Raw genomic sequence first — 23,350 nt, forward strand, 5'->3', positions numbered from 1 at the left:
TTTTTGCACCAAAGCCCGTCAGTCATTCCTTAGTTCAAAACCAGTAAAAGCTTACACTGTTTTCCATAATGATAAAGCATAAATCCAGTTTGGATCCCCATTTCCTTGGTAATTTTGGACAGCTTCATACACTTTCCCTTCGTGTACGACTCTATCTCCCTTTTTATATGCCTTTTTTGAATTCCACGCTTCGTATGAAGCGCTTTCAGTTTTTGTGGTAACTGTGAATACATCGCTTTGTATTGATTCATTACCAGCTACATCAACAGCTTTCACCGCATATTTATATGTAGTATTAGCAAGCAAATTTTTGTCCATATGAGAAGTAGTGTTGGATGTTCCAATTTTTTTCATTACGCCTGATATTTCTCTGTAAATATCGTAATGGTCTACACCGTCATTATCGTCAGACGGACTCCACATCAGATCAACACTTGATGCTGTCGTTCCCATGCTGTGTAATCCTTTTGGCTGTGTAGGTGCTTCTGTATCAAGAGTCGCTACTGATGTTTTCACTTTAACTGCCGTACTTTCTTTCGATACATTTCCAGCTGCGTCAATCGCTTTTACAGTATAAGAGTATTCAGTACTTGGTTGTAATTGTTTATCAATAAAATGAGTGCCTGGTACTGTGTCAATAATCTCTCCATTGCGTAGGACCTGATAACCTTTTACCCCTACATTATCCGTAGAAGCGTTCCATGCTAGTTCTACACTATTTGCTGTAACTTTTGTTGCCTCAAGCCCATTTGGATTACTTGGTGCTTCTGTGTCTGGTTTTTCATTATTGACTAGATTTACATCAATTACATTATAGAATGCATTTGCTGTATCAGCTACATCCCATACCGCTAAAATAACATGGTATCCACTACGATCAGTAGGTACGTTAATTTTGTGATTTAAATTGTTTGAAGCTGCAGAACCATCATGTTGTACAGTTCCAATTGGCTCAAAGTCAGCTCTTGTTAGCGGTTTATTTGGATTCCAATTCTTTTTCGTAATGTAGTAATGCCATTGGCTAGTTAAGTGAGGAGCTGTATATTTCCATGTAAACGTATTCTCTCCACCAGTTATCGTATTTTTAAACCAACGATCTGCTGTTTGTTGATCTAGAATACCACCAAATTTACCACCTGCAGAAGCTATTTGTCCATCAACTGGGCCACCTTGTGGAAATCCTTTTGGAGCTTCTAAACTTTGTGGTTCATACATAACACTTCCGCAGTTCATGTTCAGTGCGCCGTAAGTTGGGCTACATAAAGCAGAACGACTTCCAGGTTTTTCAACAAAACCGTGTGCATATGCATTTTGAGGAATGAGAGTCGTGCCTATGATTCCAGCCGTTAATGCAACGGCTCCCAGGCTTTTCTTGTTCATCTTCATATTTAGTAGGTGTTTTAAAATTCGATTATTCATGTTCGTATCCCCTTCTTGTTATACTTCGTAGTGTGATGAGGGCTTTGATGCAAAAGAATAACAATAAAGACACTTGTTTTGGGGAGTGCGTAAGAAACGCACACTTAATAATGAACGAATGTTTCATTCATTATTATTAAATATTTAACTTTACGGATATATCGTGACATATAAACTACTGAAACTTGTGCAGAAGTTGTGCAGAAACGTTGAACTTAATCCTAACACTTGCTAAATATTAAATTCACTTAGATGCTTATACATACAACTTCTTCATTTTTAACACATGGTAGGCGTTTGTATATACTATTGGGGATTTTATATGCCTACACCGTCACAAGAACAAGTTGAAGAAGCTCGTGAAACGTATGTCAGTCGTATTATTTTAGTTGGTGGATCAGCTTTATTTTTAACAGGTGGTGTTATATCGGCAATTTCAGCCTTTAAAAGTTATAACCGTTTGGCAAATACGCCACCTTCTTCAGACAACTCATAGATATATAGCAAAAGGCAGTCTCAACGTGAAACTGCCTTTTGTTTGTCATAATGTCCACATTTAATCCACTAGCAGAATTTATCTACTTCTCTTTTGTAAGATTTCCAGTAAAGTTAGAGGTCGCACAAAACGCGTTTCACAAACTTTGAAGAAAAACGAAAAAAAATTAGGAAGGGAACATATAATCTCTCCCCTTCCTAAAGTATTTAATATTAAAGAACAATTTCAGAAAAGCTCGACGAGGTATTCCAAAAGCGTGACTAGTAATAAAAATCGAAACAAATCTACCTATTTCACTACGAACCTCGTCTGACTACACCCATCCTTCTGCTTCGTTACCTCTAATACAGCTGGCATTGCGTTTTTCAGTTCTTGAACGTGTGAAATTACGCCGATAAAGCGGCCTGATTTTTGCAAGTCGATTAGGGCGTCAACTGCTTTCGTTAATGACTCTTCATCTAATGAGCCGAACCCTTCATCGATAAACATCGTTTCGATGGAAATTCCACCCTCATACGCTTGAATTACATCTGCCATTCCAAGCGCTAGGCAAAGTGATGCGTTAAATTTCTCACCGCCAGATAATGTTTTTACATCTCGGGTTTGACCTGTATATGCATCGTATACATCTAAGCCTAATCCACTTTGTCGATTTCTCTTTTCAACTCGTTCGCTTCGCTTTAAATAAAATTGTCCATTTGATAATTTACGTAGTCGTTCGTTCGCAATTTGAACAATTTGTTCTAAATACTCAATTAAGATGTAACGTTCAAAGGATATACGACTATCGTTATCCCCTTTCATTACTTCATATAAATCAACAAGTTCTTGGAATGCTTTCTCTTCCTCATGAATTTGTTCATCAATTCGTTTAATATTTTCATGTAAATCCGTAATATATGCTGCGGCATTTTGAGCACGTTGTCGTTTTTCTTTAATAATATCAAGGTTAATTTCCAATTCTTTCACTTGCTCATCTAATGAAGAAATATCCATGTACTCTTTATCTTTTAATCCTGCCTTTAATTCTTCAATTTGTTTTGTAAGTACTTCTAGAGATGAGTAATAACTTTGGATTTCTTGTTGTAACTTATCCATCTCGGCATCATTTAATTTAGCTGTTGTATATGTTAATTGATCTGTAAATCCACTTTGTTCTAGCTCTTTCATAAAGCGTGTGAAAGTCTCTTCTTTCTTCTCTTTTGCACTATTAAATTGATTAGAAGTACTATCATGTTCTGCTTGAATACGTATATTTTCATTTTGCCAATGTTGATACGCTTCTTGTACTTTCTCCCATTCATCTTCCATTAACCTGAGTTCTTGTAGAGCTTGGTCAAACTGTACTTTCCAAGCTTGTACCGTTTGCAAGCTTTCCGGAATATTTTGCTTATCATGTTCATATGACATACGAAGCTGCATACACTCCATTTCAGTACGGTGCTGTATTGTTTCTACTTCACGCTTTTGTTTCTGGAGTTCTTCTACTTTTTCTTCTACGCTTTTTATATTCACAGCAATTTGCTTACGCGTTTCTTCACTTGCTTTTAACGCATTAACATCTGCTACTAATTGCTTTCCTTTTTGAACGAGCGCCCTATATGTTTCTACTAATTCTTCTGAGCGATACCCTCGCTTTAGGACTTCTTCTATCACTTGTTCATATTGAACTCGATAGAAATTCCACTTTTCTTCTAATTGAACATGTGATTTTTCCGCAACGGTTTTCTTTTCTCTTAGCCCATTTAACTCTTTTTCATCAATTGCATTACTTTGCTCTGTAGCTTTTTTCGGGTGATCCATACTACCACATACTGGACAAGATTCACCATCATGTAAATGAAGAGCTAATATACCAGCTTGCTCACCTAACCAGCGGCGTTCCATAGTTTCATACGCACTAACTGCAAGTTGCATCTTATGAAACGCAATTTCTTTTTCTTGCTCGTATTTTTGTTTTTCTTGCCATACATCATATGCCTGCTTTAATACTTTTGCATCTTCTCGCATATTCGTTAGTTCTTCTACTTTAGCTACATATTGTTCAAGCGCTACTTCTAATTGCTGTAATTCGCCAGACATTCTTTGTTTTTCATTTGTATGCGCTTCTAGTTGTTCATCTAACTTTTGCATACCTTCTTTTAATTTCCCTATTTGAATTTCAGCATTTTGCAAATTCAACTTTTTCTCAGCTAATGATGCAATAATTGGTTGTAACTCTTCTAGTCTTTGAACTTGTTTTTTAGCATTTTCTCGCTCAGATGCCTTATTCTTTAATGCTTCAAATTTCTCCTGAGCAAGTTCAAAACTGTTCATTATATGTTCTTTTTTTGCGATTATCTGTTTTAACAAACTTTCAGACTGCTGTTCATATTGCATCGCTTCCTCATACCATTGCTCAAATGGTAATAATCGCTTCGCCTGTTCCGCATGTTTAAAAGATTTTTCTTTCATTTCGATTACGGCACGGTTTTCTTGTAAAGTACTGTACTTCTCATTCTTTTGTTCTAAATCCTTGAATTTCTCATTTACAGCTTTTGCTGCATGAAAACGTGCCTCTGCTTCTTTTAATTGTTTCGTTTTGTCATTTTGTTCTAAGTGTAATTGCTCAACCTCTGCATTGTACCAAATTGTTTCTTGTTCTAATGCCTCTACTACTTGATGTGTATTTACATGCTCTTGCTCCACTAATGTCTCTAATAATGCCCCATCACGTATTGGTAATTTAAATACATTACGGAAATATAGCTCACGTTCTTTTTGTTTTTCTTGTAAGACGTCTTTCCATTGTTTACGCTTTTGATCTAATATCTCACGCATTAATTTATAACGATCTGTTTTAAAAATGCGGCGTAGTATTTCTTCTTTATTTTCCGTTTCAGATGTTAATAATTTTCGGAACTCTCCTTGCGGTAACATGACAATTTGGCTAAATTGATGTTTACTTAATCCAATTAAATCTTCAACTTTTTTATTTACATCCGTTACATGAAAACGATCGACACATGGAACTTTTTCCTCATCAATTACTTCATATAATTCGACTGCATGTCCTGTAATTGTTTTATTTCCTTGTTTTTTATGGCCCAGTTGTCGTTTAATTTCATAACTTTTTCCTTTTAATTGAAAAGTTAATTCCACACTTGTATAAACATCATCATCAGCAAATTGGCTACGAAGCATGTTTGTATCACTGCGCTCTTCTCCACTAGCCTCTCCATACAACACATAACAAATCGCATCAAAAATCGTTGTCTTTCCAGCTCCTGTATTTCCAGAAATAGCGAAAATACGATGCTCACCAAGATCTTTAAAATCGATTACTTCTTTCTGTTTATATGGACCAAATGCGGTCATTATAAGCTGAATCGGTCTCATCCTCGTTCACCTTCCCGTTCTTGCACTGTTTGCAAAACATCTAAAAATAGACGTTCTTTCTCTTCTGATAAATCTAGCCCTTTCATTTCTTTATAAAATGCTTTTAAAAGAGATAAATCATCCGTTTTATGTCTTGAAACAGTTACTTCATTTTCATCTGTGAACTCTCGTCTTTGAATAGATCTTTCAACATGCATTGCATTTGGGTATACAGAACGTATTTTTTCCATTGGCTGCAAGACAGGATTTTCATCTAATAATTTCACAAATACATAATCTTCACTCACTGGATGAAGCAATAAATCGTCTATTTTCGCTTCTACTGTACGCATTTTACGACGTGGTGTAAGTAAACGTTTTTCAATTGTTGTTTCACCTTTTTCATCCAGTTCCACAATATAATATCCTTTTTTATGCTTTTCTTCAGAAATAGAATATGCAAGTGGTGAACCTGAATAACGAATTGTCTCATTACGTACAAAATGCGCTTGATGTAAATGGCCAAGCGCCGTGTAATGAAACTTATCAAAATAATGACTATTTACATATTCAGCACCACCAATTGAAAGTGGTCGTTCCGCATCACTCGTATTTTCCTCTGCCTCTCCTGAAGAAGTTACAAATGCATGTCCTACAAATATGTGTCTCGCTTCTTTATCCATCGTTTCAGAGAGTTCGTTCATAAAAATACGCATCGCGTCATCATGAGAACGAACATCTTCATTTTTCAATATATGTCTAACAATACTTGGATCTGCATACGGAACGAGATGGAAATGGACCTCTCCGTATTCATCATTTAAAACAACAGGATTGTATGGAAATTGAAATTGTCCAACAATATGTAATCCTTGTTTTTTCATTAAATTACTACCAAAATGTATGCGGTCCGGACTATCGTGGTTTCCTGCAACTGCGATTATTGGTGTTTGTAAATCAATAACTATCTTTTGTAATACATCATTTAATAAGTCTACTGCTTCTGTAGGTGGAATTGCTCGGTCATATAAATCTCCTGCAATAATTACAGCATCCGGTTTTTCTTCTTCCACAGCTTGTACAAACTGATCTAACACATTTTTTTGATCTTCAGTCATATATACACCATGAACAAGCTTACCTAAATGCCAATCCGCTGTATGAAAAAACTTCATATTACCCTTCTCCTTTTAATTTACTGATTGTAGTGAAACAAGTTGATAGTTTAGTGTAGTTTTTCCGTTCTCCCATTCTAACTTTTGGACAATTGCACTACCGATTCTTTCTTCGTTTGATTTATATAAAGGTAATATTTCTTGAACAGTAAATAAATGATAACCATCTAAAATTAATTGGAATAAATTATCTTCTATATGTACTCTTACTTCTTTTTCATTTGAAATAATTTTTGTGTGCATCTCAAATTTCATGCTAGATACAACCCCTTTTTTTCTAATCTCTACACTTTAATAGTATAGTGGTCATGCAAGATTGACAAGTAAATACACTGCGATGTACATACTTTTTTAATTATAAGTATTTTATGTTTTTTTACATAAAATACGGTATGTGAAATTATCAATCTACAAAAATAAAAATGCCATTCAGGCATCCTTATTTTTGTAAGTACTCTTTCATAACATAGTACAATACAGTTATTAACACAATCGCTACAAAAAACGCGAATACGACCACAACATACCCATCTTTATTTAGTAAAAAACATATGGAAATAGATATTATAAAAATCGGAAACACGAGACGTACCTTATCCTTCACTTCTTCTGTCGTATCTGTATGATGAAAATACTGTGTAATTCCTACCATAAGAGATGACAAAATAATAACCGACAATAGTAAAGGTCCTGGCATTCCGATCTCTCCTTTCTCTATTTCTAATTATATACAAACCCCACGCTCTTTAAAAGTTAGATAATTCAGCCTCTTAATCTTTTCTACATCCACTCTTTAATGTATTGTTACGCCACGTATACTAACTCAATTTAAGTTATACATATAATAGCGCCTTCAACACGACGTTTTCAAATAATAGCACTTACAGTAATGTTGTAATATTCCTCTTCATTCTCTGAAATCCTGCAAATATAACTCGTCAAAATATGCGATAAATACTAACACTAAGCACCTAATTTAGACAAAAATTATAGAGGACATTTCAGCATGTATCAAGAAATAAGAATAGAAAGATAAGTAAGGGAGGATTTATAATGACTGAACACGTTTTATTTTCTGTTAGCGAAAACGGCGTTGCATCTATTACTTTAAACCGTCCAAAAGCACTTAATTCTTTATCCTATGACATGTTACAACCAATTGGGAAAAAACTTAAAGAATGGGAGCAAGATGAGCGTATTGAACTCATCGTTTTAAAAGGAGCTGGGACGAAAGGTTTTTGTGCAGGTGGTGATATTAAAACGCTATACGAAGCACGTTCTAACGAAGTTGCATTACAACATGCAGAGCAGTTTTTTGAAGAAGAATATGAAATTGATACATTTATTTATCAATACAAAAAACCAATTATCGCTTGTTTAGATGGAATCGTAATGGGCGGTGGTGTCGGTCTGACAAATGGAGCTACGTATCGAATTGTAACAGAGCGTACGAAGTGGGCAATGCCTGAAATGAACATCGGTTTCTTCCCTGATGTCGGTGCTGCTTATTTCTTAAATAAAGCGCCTGGATATACTGGCCGATATGTTGCTTTAACAGCATCCATTTTAAAAGCTCCTGATGTATTATATATTAACGCTGCTGATTACTTTATGACATCAGATTCATTACCAAATTTCCTTACCGAACTTGAAAATGTAAATTGGAAAAAAGAAGATGTACATACTCATTTAAAAGAAGTTATTCGTACATTTGTAACTGCTCCAAACTTAGATGGCAATCTTCCCTCTTCATTAGAAGAAATTAATTCGCATTTTGCATTCGATACAATTGAGGGAATCATTCAATCGTTAGAGAAAGATCAAAGTCCATTTGCCCAAACAACGAAAGAAAAGTTAGTATCAAAATCCCCTGTTTCATTAAAAGTAACATTAAAACAGTTTATCGATGGCCAAGAAAAGTCAGTTGAAGAATGTTTTGCGACAGATCTTATACTCGCTAAAAACTTCATGCGACATGAAGATTTCTTTGAAGGAGTACGCTCCGTTGTAGTTGATAAAGACCAAAATCCAAATTATAAATATAAACAATTAAGTGATGTTTCAGAAGAAGATGTAAATCGATTCTTTAACTTACTTAACGCCTAAACAAAGAGACCATATATTGTAGCCCACTCTCAGCTACTCTATATGGTCTCTTCTTTTCAGTTAAATAATTTTAAATATAATTTAATTTTATTTAACTAAAATGTATGTTAAACTAACGTTAATCGAATTTTCTAAAAACAACAAAGGAAGGCGGATAACATTATGGAAAATTTTTTTCTGTTTATTATTATGTCTATATGTCTTATTATTCTACCCGGTCCTGATACAGCAATGGCTACGAAAAACACATTGGTTGCTGGCAAAATCGGCGGCGTAAAAACTGTTTTTGGTACTTGTGTTGCGCTTTTAATTCACACTTTAGCTGCTGTAATTGGTCTTTCAGCACTTATTGTAAAGTCTGCTCTTTTATTTTCTATTTTTAAATATGTTGGTGCTGTATATTTAGTCTATATTGGTATTAAAGCCCTTTTAGCAGTAAGAAACACAGAAGACTTAAATACAAATGACGTTCCAATAAATAATGACAATAAACATACTTCTTGCTTTCGCCAAGGTTTTCTTACAAATTTACTAAACCCTAAGATTGCAGTCTTCTTTTTAACTTTTTTACCGCAGTTTTTAAATCCAAATCATAATACATTTATACAACTTCTCGTTATGGGACTTACTTATCTCATTTTAACAGTCATTTGGTTTGCTTTTTATATATTTTTAATTGATAAAATTAGCGCTTTTATGAAAAAGCCGAAGACACAGCGTTATATTCAAGGGATTACAGGAATCGTCTTAATTGGATTTGGTATTAAATTGGCCTTTGAAAGAAATAGTTAACATAATACAAACGAAAATACACTACTCCATTATGAGTAGTGTATTTTCATTTGTATTATTTTTATAATGAGTGGGAATGCACCCCACTCATTATCATTTCACTTTATTAAAACCAGCGCTCAGTTACAACTTTTTTACGTGTATAAAATTGAACGCCATCCGTACCATTTGTACCAAGATCTCCAAAGAATGAAGCTTTATTTCCTGCAAATGCGAAGAATGCCATTGGTGCTGGAACATTAACGTTTACACCAATCATACCAGCATCAATATTGTCTCGGAATGTTTGTGCATGTTTTCCATTTGATGTATAAATAACAGCACCATTCGCAAATTTCGATTGATTTGTCAGCTTAATACCTTCTTCTAAATCTTTTACTCTTACAATACTTAATACCGGAGCGAAAATTTCATCTTGCCAAATTTTCATCTCTTGATTTACACCATCAAAGATTGTTGCACCAACAAAGTAACCTTCTCCAACTTCTTCATTGATTTTACGGCCATCTACTAGTAAAGTCGCTCCATCTGCTACACCACTATTAATATAGCCTAAAACACGTTCTTTATGAGATTCACGGATTAATGGTCCAACATAATTATCTTCGTTGAAACCGTCACCTACTTTTAACTTCTTCGTTTCTGCTACTAATACATCAATGAATTCATCAGCAATTTCATCAACTACTGCTACTACTGAACATGCCATGCAGCGCTCCCCACTACTTGCGAACGCAGACCCAATTACACCTTGTACCGTTTTCTCAAGGTTGCAATCTGGCATAACAACCGCATGGTTTTTCGCACCTGCTAACGCTTGTACGCGTTTACCATTTTTTGTACCAGTTTCATATACGTAGCGTGCCACTGGCTCAGAGCCAACAAACGAAACTGCTTGAATATCTTTATTTTCTAAAATACTATTTACAACATCTTTTCCGCCTTGTACTAAATTTAATACCCCTTTTGGAAAACCAGCTTCATAGAATAACTCTACAAGTCGCTCAGCTAAAAGTGGCGTTCTTTCAGATGTTTTTAATACGAATGTATTACCGCAAGCAATTGCAAGTGGGAACATCCATAATGGAATCATCATCGGGAAGTTAAACGGCGTAATACCAGCAACAACTCCGATTGGGTAGCGCCAAATCGACCCATCAATTCCGTTAGCAATATTCGGAAGGGCTTGTCCCATCATTAAATTTGGTGCTGATGTTGCAAGTTCTACCGCTTCAATACCACGCTGTACTTCACCAGTTGCATCCGTTAGCGTTTTACCGTTTTCTAGCGTAATGATTTTTGCAAGCTCATCTTTATTTTCTTGTAACAGTTGTAGATATTTGTATAGTTGTCTTGAACGATTTGGAACTGGCACTGTAGACCATGTTTTATATGCCGCTTTTGCCGCTTCAACAGCTTTTTCAACATCTTCTTTTGGAGAAAGTGGAACGTAAGCGATGATTTTTCCAGTTGCCGGATTCGGAACCGCTTCTACTTCCGTACCAGTAGATTCTACCCATTCGCCATTAATATGATTTTTCACTCGTTTAATTTCAGTTGTAATCATTATATTCTCTCCTTTTTTATCATGGTTTTTATATGTGCACTATTTTTGATTAGAAATTAATTGTTCGCTAACTTTCTTATATAAAGCAGCCATATCGTTTTCACCATATCCTGCCTCACTCGCTTCTTCATATACGTTTAATAGCATCTCACTTACTGGTAAGTGAAGTTCACTTTCTTTAGCTAACTCTACCGCAAATCCTAAATCTTTCTTTAATAAATTTACAGTAAAGCCAGGCTCATAATTTTCTGATGCAATGAAACTTTTATAATTACGCTCATAAATTCTACTTTGACCGTAACTTACATTTAAAATATCAAACATTTTATCTAAATCCATATTGTTCTTTTTCGCTAATGTTAAAGCTTCACTCACACCAGCTGTATAAAAACCAATTAATAGATTGTTAATTAATTTAACAGTTGTACCGCTATCAATCTGCTCACTAACATGGAAAACATTCGCTCCAAGTACTTCCATGACAGATTCAGTTTTCTCATATACTTCTTTCGATCCACCAACCATAAACGTTAATGTACGGTTTTCTGCACCAATTACCCCACCGCTAACAGGTGCTGCTAAAAAGTCTACGTTCTTTTCCTTCGCCGATTCCTCTAATTGTTTGTTTAATTGTGGAGATACTGTACTTGTATCAATTAAAGCTACATTCGAGTGGCTATTTTCAAATAATCCTTCTTCCCCAAAATATACCGCTTCCACAGCACGAGGTGAAGGCAAACTTGTAAAAATCACATCGCATGTCTCTGCTAGTTTTGAGATTGATAGGCCGATAATTCCTCCTTCTTTTTCAAAGGAAGCTTCCGCCTCTTTATTCAAGTCCACTCCATATACTGTGTAGCCCGATTTAACTAAATTTTTAGACATTGGAAGACCCATGTTACCTAAACCGATAAAACCAATCTTTTTCATATCGCTTTCCTCCTATTTACACAATATATTTCCCGCGATTTATAATAACTTTCGCAATGTCTCTCTTTTTCGTAAATAAGTTCGAGTATAAAGGCACTAATAATTGACGGATTTCAGCTAATATTTCTTGTCTATTTTGTTCTTCTGTGACAGCTGCTGAAAGAATGGAAATCGCTGCTTCTTCTACTTTACGATATCCTTCTTCACAAATAACATCTGTTATCATTTGCTTCGTACGCTCTTTTTCCTCACCATTTTTACTAACTGCTTTCCTCGTACGTAAAAATGCTGATTCCATGACGTACACGTCCGTCAACATATTTGATAATACACGTGAATATTCTTGCTCCTGATCAATTTTTAAGTCCGGAGTTTTAGATAGCGTTTTCAAAGATTGTTTCAACAATTTTTTCGATAATAAAATGTAACGATGGTTTCTTTCTACATTGGATATATCACTTTCTACTACATGATCTTCAAGTTGCTCAAATTGTTTCATTAACATTTTAGCAACTGTTAATCTATTAATTTCGTTCGTTCCTTCAAAAATACGGCTAATTCTAGCATCACGATATAAACGTTCTACTTCGTATTCTTGCATATAACCGTATCCACCATGAATTTGTACAGCCTCATCTACAATATTGCTAAGTGTTTCAGAAGCATTTACTTTATTCAGTGCACATTCAATTGCAAATTGGGACATTTTTTTCATAAGATCTTCATCACTCTCATGAATTGCTTCATCAATTACACCCGCTGTACGGTAAGCTGCACTTTCTGCTCCATATGTAGAAATAATCATATTGGCAATTTTCTCTTGAATCATCGTAAAATCTACTAATTCTGTTTGGAACTGCTTTCGTTCCTTTCCATATTGAACCGACAAACCGATTGCTTGTTTTGCTGTTCCAATATTTCCAAAAGCAAGTTTTAGTCTAGCGAAGTTAAGAATATTAAGAGCTACGTGATGCCCTTTCCCAACTTCCCCTAAAATATTTTCAGCAGGGATAACAACATCTTCTAAAATAAGCGTCGCCGTTGAAGAACCTTTAATCCCCATCTTCTTTTCTTCTAATCCTATTGATACACCTTCACATGTTCTTTCGACAATAAACGCTGTCATTCCTTTATTTGTCTTCGCAAAAACAACGTATACATCTGCCATATGAGCATTTGTAATCCACTGCTTCTCACCATTCAACTTCCAAGCTGTACCATCTTCATTTAATATTGCGCTCGTTTTTGCACTTAATGCATCAGAACCGGCATTTGGCTCAGTTAAAGCATAAGCACCAATCCATTCTCCTGATGCGATTTTCGGCAAATACTTTTCTTTTTGTTCTTTCGTTCCGTAATATATGTAAGGCAATGTACCGACACCTGCGTGTATATTAAAAGAAACGCTAAATGCACCAGCGTATCCCATTTTTTCTGCTACAAGACCTGAGACAGCCTTTCCTAACTCGAACCCGCCATACTCTTCTGGTACCTCAATGCCTAATAATCCAAGTTCCCCAGCTTTCTCAAATAATTGACGAGAAGCTTTATAGTTATGTTGTTCAATGTTCTCAATTTGTGGAACAATTTCTTGCTTAACGAATTGTTCTGTCGTTTTTGCAATTAAATCTTCATCCCCTGAAAAATCTTCAGGTGTAAAGAAAGTATTGTTCACATCTTTATTGAGTGAAAAAAATTCATCCCATGGTAACTTTGTTTTCTCCATCTGAATCCCCCTATCATTTCGGCCTTCATTGCTTTTTGTATATGCTCGTCTACGATGAGTGGAATATCTTACTATTGAAAACAGAAGGCGATGATTTTTCACATCAAGCAGTTCGTTTTGCCAAAGATGTATTCTCATCGCCTAAGTCCTTCAACCTATTGATCTTCAGATAGTACTGTTTTTGCAATTCCAGTATCTAAGTCTTCAAAGTCATGATATGAAATTGTTTCATACAACTCACTTCTCGTTTGCATATTAGAAAGTGCATCTTTTTGAGAACCTGTCTCTTTAATTAGCGTAAACACATTCTCATATGCTTTTGCAGCAACACGAAGTGAAGTTACAGGATAAATTACCATTTGGAAGCCCATATTCGCAAATTCCTCTGCACTATAATATGGTGTTTTCCCGAACTCAGTCATATTTGCTAGTAAAGGTGCATTCACTTTGCTAGTAAATAAACGGAATTCTTCCTCCGATTGAAGCGCTTCTGGGAAAATTGCGTCTGCACCTGCTTTAACATATGCGTTCGCTCTTTCAATCGCTGCATCTAATCCTTCCACGCCGCGAGCATCTGTGCGTGCTACAATGTATAAGCTTGGCGCAACTTCTTTAATCGCTTTAATTTTTTGAACTAATTCTTCTGTAGTAACAAGTTTCTTACCATTTAAATGTCCACATTTCTTTGGTAATTGCTGATCTTCAATTTGAACAGCCGCTACTTTCGCTTCTACCATTTCTACAGCTGTTCTCGCTACGTTTAGTACTCCGCCAAATCCTGTATCAATGTCAACAAGGACTGGTAAATCTGTAGCTCTTACTAGATCTCTTGCTCTCTCTGCTACTTCAGTAGACGTCACGATTCCTAAATCTGGTAGCCCTTTACTTGCAGTATAAGCAGCTCCCGATAAATAAAGAGCTGAAAAACCTGTATTTTTCGCAACAAGAGCCGCCATTGCATCATGAGCACCTGGAATTTGTAAAATTTCATTTGCTTCTACTAAAGATCGGAAGCCATTTGCAAGCTCCTCTTGCGTTGACTGTTTATTCACAACCCAAGCCATTCTAAATTCCCCCTATTATTAAATTAAGAATAGATCTACAAATTCGTTTACATTCATATTTTCTAGTTTTTCTTCATTTAAACAAACTTCATGAATTTGTTCTTGTTGCTTACTAGAATAATGACCTGCCATATTTGCAGTGAATTTTCGAACAACTTTTGGAATCGCTTCGTCTCTACGGAAACGGTGACCAAGTGGGTATTCACATTCCACATTTTCTGTTACAGTACCATCTTTAAAATGAACTTGAACAGCGTTGGCGATTGAGCGCTTGTTCGGGTCAAGATAATCTAAACTGTACTGTTTGTTTTCAACAACAACCATCTTATTACGTAATTCATCTACACGTGAATCATTTGCTACTACATCCTCATAATCGTCCGCTACGATATCTCCTTTTAATAAACCAATTGCCGTAATGTATTGTAAACAATGATCACGATCAGCTGGGTTATTTAATGGACCTTCTTTATCGATAATACGAATTGCTGATTCATGAGTTGTAATTGTAATACGATCAATTTCATCTAATCTTTCTTTAAGTTCCGGATGTAATTTCACTGCACATTCTGCAGCTGTTTGTGCATGGAATTCTGCTGGGAATGACACTTTGAATAATACATTTTCCATTACATAAGATTCTAGCGGTCTTGCTAATTTTAATTCCTGTTTATTAAATAATACATCTTGGAATCCCCATCCTGGCGCAGATAATGCTGTTGGGTAACCCATTTCACCTTTTAGAGCAGTCATTGCAAGATGAACACCGCGGCTCGTCGCATCTCCTGCTGCCCATGATTTACGTGAACCAGTATTTGGAGCATGACGATATGTACGAAGACTAGAATTATCAATCCACGCATGTGATAATGCATTAAAGATTTCTTCACGCGTTCCGCCAAGCATTTTCGCAACTACTGCAGTTGTTGCTACTTTTACGTATAATACATGGTCAAGACCAACACGGTTTAAGCTGTTTTCTAAAGCAAGTACACCTTGAATTTCATGTGCTTTAATCATCATTTCTAGTACTTCACGTACTTTTAATGGTTCTTTTCCTTCTGAAATACGAACGCGGCTAATATAATCTGCTACTGCTAAAATTCCGCCTAAGTTATCAGATGGATGTCCCCATTCTGCTGCAAGCCAAGTATCGTTATAGTCTAACCAACGGATCATACATCCGATATTAAATGCGCCTTTTACTGGATCAAGTACATATGACGTACCTGGTACGCGTGTACCATTTGGCACGATTGTTCCTGGTACAACTGGTCCTAATAATTTTGTACACTCTGGATATTGTAACGCTAAAATTCCGCATCCAAGTGTATCAAGTAATACGTAGCGAGCAGTGCTGAATGCTTCTGCACTTGTAACCTCTTTATTTAATACATAATCCGTAATTTCTTCTAATAATGCATCTTTTTGTTTAATTTCATTTGTTTTAATCATGCTATTCTTCCCTTTCTGTCGAAAATTCGTTATTATTAATGATGGGTGTCGGTCAAACACCCATCTGGCGGGCGGCGCTAACAACTCCCCAGTTGTTTTTATTTACTAAATGCATGTCGCTCGCCAATATAATTTACACGTGGACGGAACAAACGATTGTTCGCATGTTGCTCAATTACGTGTGCACATAACCCTACTGTTCTAGAACTAAAGAAGATTGGTGTATAAAGTTGGATTGGAATACCAAGCATCCAATATACTGGAGCAGCATAGTAATCAAGATTCGGATAAATACCTTTTTCCTTCTCCATAATCTTCTCTCCAGCTTCACACATTTCATATAGTGTATAATCGCCTTTTACATCACAAAGCTGTTTTAAAGCTTCCTTCATCATAAGTGCTCTTGGATCTATCTTCTTCATATATACGCGATGTCCAAAGCCCATAATTTTTTCTTTATTATAAAGTTTCTTCTGTAATAGTTCTTCAAATTTCTCAACATTGCCAGCTTCTAAAAGCATGTACATAACCGCTTCATTTGCACCACCATGTAAGCTTCCTTTTAAAGATGCAACTGCACCTGTAAGAGCACCGTATAAATCCGATTGTGTTGATGCAATTACGCGAGCTGTAAATGTAGAGTTTGGCATTTCATGTTCACTATATAAAACAAGGGAACGATCAAAGATCTTTTCCTCAAGTTCAGTTGGTTTTTTACCAGTTAACATATAGAAGAAATTCGCACTATATGACAATTCCTCAAGGGGCTGAATTGGCTCCTCATTATTTAAAATATGATAGCTATTCGCTACGATATTTGGCACTTTACTTAAAAGCTTGTACCCCCGACTTTTATTCACTTCTAACGAGCGGTTTTCGATATCACTATCGTAACCAGCTAATGCTGACACACCTGTACGTAACCCATCCATAGGATGCGTTTCTTTAGGCAATGCCTTTAGCACATTAAATACACCTTCTGGCACTGCATATTCTTCTTTTAATTTCTTTTCAATTGTTGCTTTTTCATCCTCATTCGGTAGCTGTTCTTCTAATAAAAGATGCACAATGTCTAAATACTCTTTTGTTTTTGAGAGTTCGATTAAATCATACCCTTGAATTACAATTTCACCTTTTACTGTGTCAAGAAACGAAATTTTCGTCTCCGCTGCTACTACACCATCTAATCCCGGGGAAAATTTTTCTTCAGCTTTCATCATTATTTCCTCCAATCCTAATAGATCTTCGTGCACATAACTGTAAGCCTTTACAATACTGTGAAACTACATTTCTATTTCAATGTATCAGAGTTTTTAGAAGATTTCAATTTATTTTATAATGATAAGTCTCCTATACTTTTACCGATGTAATAATACAATTTTTCAAAAATAACTTTCATCTTTTATAAAGAAAGGACAGACATCCTTTTCCAATTTTCTAAAACGAAATATAACAATTATCCATATAATCCCACTAAATACACCTTTAATCTCTTTTTCTTTAACAAATATAAAAAAACGAGCTGCATTCATGCACAGCTCGTTTTTTATATTATTTATTTCATATTCCCATAAATATAATTCTTATATAAAATTTATTTATTTTTAATAAAATTATTATTTTACATAATTAAATTGAATTTTTTTCGTTCCTTTACGATAGCTGACAACTAAATCATAGTTTTGAAAGTACCAAAGATTATCAAAATCTATAAAAATAAAATAACGTCTTTCTCAACTGACACTATTTCCCGAAATGGTTTCTCAGAAACAATTCCTAAAGAATATCCTGGATGAATTGCGCTATTTCCTCCGTACCTTACAATAAAGTGAAACTTTAATCAGTGTGGGGGGGCATCCCCCACTGATTATTAGCCCACACCAATTCGGCGTTTACGGGCAGCAGGGCTCCCGCCGAATTTTGAGATGGGAGTCTTACTGCCCACAAATAGCGGGATAAATCAAATCGATTCATCATACTTTATACGCAATTCTTCCTTAAACCATCGTAGAGCATCATGTTCAATTGAAATTTTCACCTTCGCTCTTCCTGTTTACGCAAAATCCTTTTTGCCTAATCGTTGTTTTACAAAAACGACGAAAAGAATTAAAGCTATTAATCCAGAAATTGCACTACCAACAAATAAAATACGGTAACCAAACATTTGTGAAACAACTCCAAGTAAAATCGCACCTAATCCAATCCCTAAATCAAATGCGGTAAAGAATGAAGCGTTAGCAACTCCTCTTTTACTAGGATCAACAATTGTCAGCATCGCTGCTTGCAAAGCGGGCTGTGCTGAACCGAATCCAACACCATATAATGCCGCCGCAATCATTACACCTGTCAAACCATTTGAAATCGTTAGTACAACTATCGCTAAAATAGTAATACATAGTGCCGGAAGTATGATAAAAACTTCTCCATATTTATCTAATACTTTTCCTGAAATAGGTCTTACAATTGTTAAAGCAATTGCATATACAAGAAAGAATGTCCCAGGATTCACATCAATTGACGACGCGAATAACGGTAAAAACGTTGTTATTCCTCCGTATGCAAACGATAAAAAGAAAACAACAATCGTTATTGATAAAACGGATTTTTCAAACAGCTGAATTTTCCCTTTTTCTTTTTGTGGCGTGAATGGCATTTTCGTTATTAACGATAATACTACTGCCATAAAGGATAATAGAGTTGCTAATAAGAATAGGCCATGAAATGAATAATTTTGTACAACCCATAATCCAATCATCGGGCCAATTGCCATCGCGATTGTCATCGCCATGCCATACCAGCCCATTCCTTCACCACGACGTGAATCTGGAATAATATCAGTTATCGCTGTTCCAACTGCTGTTGTAGAAACAGCCCACGTCACTCCGTGAATAACGCGTAAAACAGCTAAAAGGACAATAGTCGATGCTAAATTATACGAATACATCGTTATCCCAAAAAATATGAGTCCGAAAATAATAAAAGATCTTCTACCATATTGATCTAACATTCCTCCAATAATCGGTCGTATTACAACTGCCGCTATTGTAAACATTCCCATCATCAGTCCAACTTGTGATTCATTTCCACCAATCTCTTTAATAAAGAGCGGTAGCGTTGGAACAAGTAAATAAAACCCTGTAAATAAAAATAACATCGCGATAGTCATTTGAATAAATGATTTCGTCCATAATCGTTCCATTAAAATTCCTCCATAAACACGTAAAATATTGCAATCAACACATCAATTGTATATTTTTCATGTTCCTTTTCCCTCCGCTAATAGACGTATCTTTTCATAATAAATGGTCCACCATCAATTCATATTGGTCTTACGACTTTGTACGTATGTTTTAACCGAAAGTCCTATCTATGTGTACCTTTATAAGTATTAAAAGAATATACTACTTTATCATTGAAACTTAGGAGTGATCGTTTTCATGTGGGTATCAACAAGAATAACTGCCGTTGTCCCGTCAGTTCCCTCAATACATGTTCCTGCCGTCCATACAGCTAGTTCTGATGTTGGTATCGAACTTCCTGCTGCATGGCAACAATATCAATTGCCCGGCCAAGTCACCCCTTCATATTGGCACCATGGCACACATCCTAGTAGTACTACTTTTTATAGCCCTAGCTATCCAATACCTCCGACTCAAATTTTTTATCATTTCCCATCAATTTACTTTCAAAATTTCTATGGTACTTTTAATATTTAAAAAAATTGTAAGAAATCACGACCTTTTTAAATACAAAAAGCACGTAAGGAACCGCTTTTTACGATTCCTTACGTGCTTTTCAAATACATTATTTATTGTCCATTATTGGCAGGGACTTCTCCTGTGTTCCCGCCAGTAGTTGGTGGCGTTGTTGCTGGTGGCGTTGGAGTTGTATTCCCTTGGCCATCTCCACCGTTATTCGGTGGGGTTGTATTCCCCTGACCTCCACCGTTGTTCGGTGGGGTTGTATTTCCTTGACCTCCACCGTTGTTCGGCGGAGTTGTATTTCCTTGGCCTCCACCATTGTTCGGTGGGATTGTATTTCCTTGGCCATTTCCATTGTTTTGTTCATTTTGCTTATTTAATTCATCTTGTTTCTTTTGCTCTTCTTGCTTCTTAAGCTCTTCTTGTTGCTTAAGTTCATCTTGTTTCTTTTGCTCTTCTTGTTTCTTAAGTTCTTCCTGTTTCTTTAATTCTTCTTGCTTTTTCTCTTCTTCAGTTTTTTGCTGTTGGTTTTGTTTTGGTTGTTCCGTTGTATCCGGTACGCTCGTATTTGGAGATGAATCACGTTTTTCACCCTTTATACGTAACTCACTACCTTCTTGAATAACACTACTTGGCATTTTAAAGCGTGATTTATCTGTAGCCATCTCGCTCATCATTTCTTTAAAAATCAACTGTGCAATTTTCGTATTTTTACTACTAATATACTCGTCTTTACCATCTTTCATATATCCAGTCCATACTGCCATCGTATATTGCGGTGTATATCCTGCAAACCAACTATCACGAGTTGCACTTTCTGGAATTTTATATTTCGCTATTTGTTTTGAATCATAGTTTGTTGTACCTGTTTTACCAGCTACATCTAAAGAGCCCACATTTGCCGCTGTACCAGTACCTGATGTCACTACTGAACGAAGCATATCAGTAATCATATATGCTGTAGAATCCGCCATAACTGGTTTTGGTTTTTGTCCAAAACTTTGTGACTTGCCGTCTGGATAAACTACTTTCTTAACAAAATGTGGTTTCGTATACTTACCATCATTACCAAATGCCGCATAAGCACCAGCTATTTCAGTTGGTGATACTTCATTTGTACCAATAGCTGTAGATTCATCCGGCGTTTGCTTTAATGTAATACCTAACTTCTCGGAGAAGTCTTTTGATTTACTACTTCCGACTTCTTTTGCAGTTTTAATTGCCGGAACATTTCGCGACATTTTTAATGCTTCACGCATTGTAATTGGGCCTAAATGACTTCTGTCTGCATTTCGCACTTCTTGTCCAGTTGAATACTTAAATGGAGAGTCATCAATTTGATGATAAGTAGACCATTTTAAGTATTCAATAGCAGGACCGTAATCAAAGATTGGCTTCATTGTCGAACCAGCTGCACGATCTAATTCAATCGCCATATTATGCCCTTTAAATACTGCTTTATTTTCACCGCGCCCACTACCTATAGCGCGAACTTCTCCTGTTTTTGTATCCATAAATGTGAAAGCACCTTGGAATTTATCATTTGGGTAATCAATAATATTTGTATTTAAAATATTATCAGCTAATTTCTGTGCTTTTGGATCCAATGTTGTATAAATCTCTAAACCGTCAGAACCAATATTAGCATCTGGTAGTTCTTTTTCTACTTCTTTCACAACCGCATCCATAAATGCTGGATATGGCATTGCTTGTAGTTCAGTTGCAGTCTTAAGTCCCTTTTCTACGTCAACTTTCGATGCTTCTTCCATTTCTTGTTTTGTAATATAACCATGTCGATTCATTAAGTTTAGTACAGTATTTCTTCTTTCTGTTGCCCTTTGAACATTTTCTTTTTTCGTTGGGTCATAGTTATTCGGTGCTTTCGGTAAACCGGCAAGCATCGCAACTTCTGGTAAAGTTAAATCTTTTAATTCCTTACCATAGTAGTTTTGTGCTGCTGTTGCGATTCCATATGAACGATTACCTAAATTAATTTTATTTAAATACATCTCTAAAATTTCATGTTTTGAATACTGTTGTTCTAGCTTATAGGCTAAATATATTTCCTGAACTTTACGTTTTGACGTTTTTTCCATCGATAAGAAGTAGTTTTTAATAACTTGCTGCGTTATCGTACTACCACCTTGAGAGCCATAATCTCCCTTAAGACTAACTAAAACTGCACGAGCAGTACCTTTAAAGTCTACTCCGCTATGCTCATAAAAACGTGCATCTTCTGTCGCTAAAAATGCATTTTCTACTAATTTAGGGATTTGATCATACGTAACATTCGTCCGTTTTTCTTTCCCATATTCATATACCAAATTCCCGTCTTTATCATAAATTTTTGAGGATAACGGATTAACAAGTTTTGTTTTCTCAAGTTTCGGCGCGTCCTTTATCATAACGAAAAAGGTAGCCACTCCTGCCACTAAACCTACAATACCAAGTAGTAAACAACTAATTAAAAACTTACGAAAAAATGATGTTTTACCTTTTGGTTTTTGTTTTTTAGAAGCTGGCTGTTTTTTCTTTTGAACTTGTCTTCGCTCCTCTCGAGAACGATAATTTTCTGACATGTTACTTTCTCCTGCCTTTCAATTCTCCCGTTGATTTACTTAAAAATATTGAGGTCACTTTCACAATTGAATTTAGTCAAGAAAGTGTATTGACCTGGAGCATTCAATATTTTCCCAATTCACAGATTATAAATTTTAAAATACTTTTTATACAAGCTATTTTCACTTCTATTTTTTTCTAATAATGCTGCCCCTTAAAGCATAGAATGTAAGAAGTGAATTTTTAATACCTCGTATAAATAATATACCTTTTTTTCAAATGGTCAATATTTTCTTATTTATAAATCAAAGGTGAAATAAAAATAGCACAACGATATGTACTTCGTGTGAACTTCCTTATAATTACGTATAAAGAACATTTGATATATCGCATATAAATATAATACCTCTTTAATTATTAGGATTTCAACACGACAATCCCCTTATCAACAAAAAAACATCTAAAATAATAAGTAAGGAGTTGCGTAATGATGAAGCTATCTCCCGTTATCTCAAAAAATATAGTTGCTGTTGGCTATAATCCTTTTTCTATGATTTTACGTATTCAACTAAAGAATGGTATGTATGATTTCTTTAACGTGCCAGAAAGCATTTACACCGGTTTATTAAACGCACACTCTAAAAGTTATTATCATAATACTTATATTAAAAATTCTTACCGCTATACTAAAATTTAAACTTGATTGGCATACAAAAAAGAAAGGCGAATCAAATCCCCTTTCTTTTTTGTATGTTTCCAATCGTAATTTACCTTCTATTTCTTTTATTAATTTCATCGTACGCCTGAACTTGTCTTTTAAGTCGCCTGTCGGCTTTTTTATCATGTACGACAAGAACTGCGTGTATCGCTCCTGGAACCCAAAAGATTAAGGTTAAAATGAAATTAATAATCGCTTGAAACGGCTTTCCGCAAAATAAAACAGCTACCGGCGGAAGTAGAATTGCTAATAAGTACATCATGTCTGAAAAACTCCTTACTGTTT

The 23,350-nt window shown here is 35.5% G+C and carries 19 protein-coding genes and 1 pseudogene; 5 read left to right on the forward strand and 15 right to left on the reverse strand.

Going from position 1 to position 23,350, the window contains the following annotated elements; all coding sequences use genetic code 11:
- Positions 1-51: 51 nt before the first annotated feature.
- Positions 52-1,419, reverse strand: a complete 1,368-nt coding sequence (locus ACE38F_RS16785) for a lytic polysaccharide monooxygenase (RefSeq protein WP_375369243.1) — start codon at positions 1,417-1,419, stop codon at positions 52-54.
- A 322-nt stretch (positions 1,420-1,741) separates the two neighbouring features.
- On the opposite strand from ACE38F_RS16785, the gene ACE38F_RS16790 reads away from it, so the two are divergent.
- Positions 1,742-1,915: a hypothetical protein gene (locus ACE38F_RS16790; protein WP_001143088.1), complete on the forward strand. Its 174-nt coding sequence runs from the start codon at positions 1,742-1,744 to the stop codon at positions 1,913-1,915.
- Between the two features lie 288 nt (positions 1,916-2,203).
- Here ACE38F_RS16790 and ACE38F_RS16795 read toward each other — a convergent pair whose 3' ends face one another.
- The 4 genes from ACE38F_RS16795 to ACE38F_RS16810 form a co-directional block, all read right to left on the reverse strand.
- A complete protein-coding gene (locus ACE38F_RS16795; protein ID WP_375369245.1) occupies positions 2,204-5,293 on the reverse strand; it encodes an AAA family ATPase in 3,090 nt (1,029 codons plus the stop codon).
- Positions 5,290-6,447, reverse strand: a complete 1,158-nt coding sequence (locus tag ACE38F_RS16800) for an exonuclease SbcCD subunit D (protein ID WP_063226407.1) — start codon at positions 6,445-6,447, stop codon at positions 5,290-5,292. The genes ACE38F_RS16795 and ACE38F_RS16800 overlap by 4 nt, the downstream gene beginning before the upstream one ends.
- A gap of 15 nt (positions 6,448-6,462) precedes the next feature.
- On the reverse strand, positions 6,463-6,702 hold the full coding sequence (locus ACE38F_RS16805) for a DUF2584 family protein (protein ID WP_070142530.1): 240 nt from the start codon (positions 6,700-6,702) through the stop codon (positions 6,463-6,465).
- Between the two features lie 184 nt (positions 6,703-6,886).
- Entirely contained in the window at positions 6,887-7,144 is a 258-nt protein-coding gene (locus ACE38F_RS16810) for a hypothetical protein (protein WP_212936975.1), read from the reverse strand.
- Between the two features lie 356 nt (positions 7,145-7,500).
- Between ACE38F_RS16810 and ACE38F_RS16815 the strand changes: the two genes are divergently transcribed.
- Positions 7,501-8,553, forward strand: a complete 1,053-nt coding sequence (locus ACE38F_RS16815; protein WP_375369247.1) for an enoyl-CoA hydratase/isomerase family protein — start codon at positions 7,501-7,503, stop codon at positions 8,551-8,553.
- Positions 8,554-8,712: 159 nt separating this feature from the next.
- Positions 8,713-9,345, forward strand: a complete 633-nt coding sequence (locus tag ACE38F_RS16820; protein WP_087946739.1) for a LysE family translocator — start codon at positions 8,713-8,715, stop codon at positions 9,343-9,345.
- Between the two features lie 106 nt (positions 9,346-9,451).
- Here the strand turns inward: ACE38F_RS16820 and ACE38F_RS16825 are convergent, their stop codons facing one another.
- The 8 genes and pseudogenes from ACE38F_RS16825 to ACE38F_RS16860 form a co-directional block, all read right to left on the reverse strand.
- A complete protein-coding gene (locus ACE38F_RS16825; protein WP_375369248.1) occupies positions 9,452-10,912 on the reverse strand; it encodes a CoA-acylating methylmalonate-semialdehyde dehydrogenase in 1,461 nt (486 codons plus the stop codon).
- Between the two features lie 39 nt (positions 10,913-10,951).
- On the reverse strand, positions 10,952-11,842 hold the full coding sequence (locus tag ACE38F_RS16830) for an NAD(P)-dependent oxidoreductase (protein WP_375369249.1): 891 nt from the start codon (positions 11,840-11,842) through the stop codon (positions 10,952-10,954).
- Between the two features lie 16 nt (positions 11,843-11,858).
- Positions 11,859-13,568: an acyl-CoA dehydrogenase family protein gene (locus ACE38F_RS16835; RefSeq protein WP_375369250.1), complete on the reverse strand. Its 1,710-nt coding sequence runs from the start codon at positions 13,566-13,568 to the stop codon at positions 11,859-11,861.
- 155 nt (positions 13,569-13,723) lie between these two features.
- On the reverse strand, positions 13,724-14,632 hold the full coding sequence (gene prpB, locus ACE38F_RS16840; protein ID WP_215556267.1) for a methylisocitrate lyase: 909 nt from the start codon (positions 14,630-14,632) through the stop codon (positions 13,724-13,726).
- An 18-nt stretch (positions 14,633-14,650) separates the two neighbouring features.
- Positions 14,651-16,087, reverse strand: coding sequence for a 2-methylcitrate dehydratase (gene prpD, locus ACE38F_RS16845; RefSeq protein WP_215556266.1), 1,437 nt, complete (start codon positions 16,085-16,087; stop codon positions 14,651-14,653).
- 98 nt (positions 16,088-16,185) lie between these two features.
- Complete coding sequence (gene mmgD, locus ACE38F_RS16850; RefSeq protein WP_078174214.1) at positions 16,186-17,307, reverse strand: citrate synthase; 1,122 nt, start codon at positions 17,305-17,307, stop codon at positions 16,186-16,188.
- 396 nt (positions 17,308-17,703) lie between these two features.
- A pseudogene (locus tag ACE38F_RS16855) lies at positions 17,704-17,915 on the reverse strand (HesB/YadR/YfhF family protein); the annotation flags it as partial.
- A 225-nt stretch (positions 17,916-18,140) separates the two neighbouring features.
- Positions 18,141-19,286, reverse strand: coding sequence for an MFS transporter (locus ACE38F_RS16860; protein WP_375369252.1), 1,146 nt, complete (start codon positions 19,284-19,286; stop codon positions 18,141-18,143).
- Positions 19,287-19,524: 238 nt separating this feature from the next.
- Here ACE38F_RS16860 and ACE38F_RS16865 point away from each other — a divergent pair, with 238 nt between their 5' ends.
- Positions 19,525-19,803: a hypothetical protein gene (locus tag ACE38F_RS16865; RefSeq protein WP_375369254.1), complete on the forward strand. Its 279-nt coding sequence runs from the start codon at positions 19,525-19,527 to the stop codon at positions 19,801-19,803.
- A 92-nt stretch (positions 19,804-19,895) separates the two neighbouring features.
- Here ACE38F_RS16865 and ACE38F_RS16870 read toward each other — a convergent pair whose 3' ends face one another.
- Complete coding sequence (locus ACE38F_RS16870; RefSeq protein ID WP_375369255.1) at positions 19,896-22,367, reverse strand: transglycosylase domain-containing protein; 2,472 nt, start codon at positions 22,365-22,367, stop codon at positions 19,896-19,898.
- A gap of 467 nt (positions 22,368-22,834) precedes the next feature.
- Between ACE38F_RS16870 and ACE38F_RS16875 the strand changes: the two genes are divergently transcribed.
- A complete protein-coding gene (locus ACE38F_RS16875; protein ID WP_033714709.1) occupies positions 22,835-23,044 on the forward strand; it encodes a KTSC domain-containing protein in 210 nt (69 codons plus the stop codon).
- Positions 23,045-23,114: 70 nt separating this feature from the next.
- On the opposite strand, the gene ACE38F_RS16880 is transcribed toward ACE38F_RS16875, so the two are convergent.
- Positions 23,115-23,327 carry a YqaE/Pmp3 family membrane protein gene (locus tag ACE38F_RS16880; RefSeq protein ID WP_002065263.1) on the reverse strand — a complete coding sequence of 71 codons (213 nt, stop codon included), beginning with the start codon at positions 23,325-23,327 and terminating at the stop codon, positions 23,115-23,117.
- Positions 23,328-23,350: the final 23 nt, after the last annotated feature.

The sequence above is a fragment of the Bacillus altaicus genome (assembly GCF_042136375.2).
Taxonomy (GTDB): domain Bacteria; phylum Bacillota; class Bacilli; order Bacillales; family Bacillaceae_G; genus Bacillus_A; species Bacillus_A cereus_U.